Raw genomic sequence first — 1106 nt, 5'->3', positions numbered from 1 at the left:
TTCTTTTTAAATACCAGCTATCGACAATATCATCAAAGGCACCACGGATACTGATTATTTTTTCTTTCACTAAATCGATAGCTTGTTTGGTTAAACCAGCCCAGTCAATGTCGCGTAAGAATTTAACGGGGTCGCCTTTGCCTAGTTCACGTGCTTATTTCAATTGAAAGCGCAAGGGCGGGAGTAAGTACTTCCCCTGCATTTTCAATAATGACTTTGCCGACACTTTAATGGCAGAGCCACTTGACTTTAGGGAGGGGGGGTAAAACCAACATCTGTTAAGAGATAGTTGGCTAATGACAAGCGTTTTACTGAAAACAAAAAACAAATACACCACAATTATTCTGACGAGCGCAAGAGAGAGAGTTTATCAGTACTACTAATTCATGCTCTTCAATAAAATCTTCGTCGTAAGCTTCGTTATCAAGCATGTCTTGAAATGCTGTAATGTAGCTGCTCAATGATTTGCTATCGCGATAAACCACTGCTGGTGTGCCATGTGGTGACAATGGCAATGTAAAGTCATCAGCCACATCCCAATCATTGAATAGGAAATCAACCATCAGCGGGTAATCATCATCAAGATAAAATGTTATACAATCGCTTTGTGTTGATTTAGCCTCGCACAATACCTCAAGTGCGTATAATAACTCACATGCTGTTTCACTCTCATGTGTTTCGGGGTCTCGGGTGTATGATTTTGCAAATAATACATCAAGGGCTGATTGATGTTCATCGAGTTGCTCTTGAGTTAAAACAACGTCTTTATTTATTAATGTTTGTTTTATTGTGTCGTGTTGGCATTGGTGTATTTTGATAAAATAACTCATGTTCATCCTTTTTTTGAGTCGTTCACATGATGTGCTTTTATAAAAACAAGGCGACTTTATTGCGCTTGTTTGATTAAATCACTGGCTAGCATGGAGTGAGGTGCCAGCGTTGTTTTTTCTATACCAGTTAAGTTTGCCACTAATGCGTGCTCAAAACACCAGTAGCCAATATAATAATCCGTATACTCAAACTCACAATCACACTCATGGTTTTCATGCCAATCAGCATCTTCTAATTGTGCGTACCATTGTTCAATAAATTGATTGAGCAATATG

The 1106-nt window shown here is 38.6% G+C and carries 2 protein-coding genes; both read right to left on the bottom strand.

Going from position 1 to position 1106, the window contains the following annotated elements; translation table 11 throughout:
* Positions 1–308: 308 nt before the first annotated feature.
* Positions 309–830 (bottom strand): hypothetical protein, encoded by a 522-nt coding sequence (locus ABD005_RS18055; protein WP_343819153.1) that lies wholly within the window; start codon positions 828–830, stop codon positions 309–311.
* 56 nt (positions 831–886) lie between these two features.
* On the bottom strand, positions 887–1106 hold a 220-nt coding region (locus ABD005_RS18050; protein ID WP_343819151.1), incomplete at its 5' end, for a PoNe immunity protein domain-containing protein.

The organism is Colwellia asteriadis, from assembly GCF_039523295.1.
Taxonomy (GTDB): Bacteria; Pseudomonadota; Gammaproteobacteria; order Enterobacterales; family Alteromonadaceae; genus Colwellia; species Colwellia asteriadis.
The sequence above is the reverse complement of the archived record's forward strand: the minus strand, read 5'-3'. Positions and strand labels throughout refer to the sequence as shown.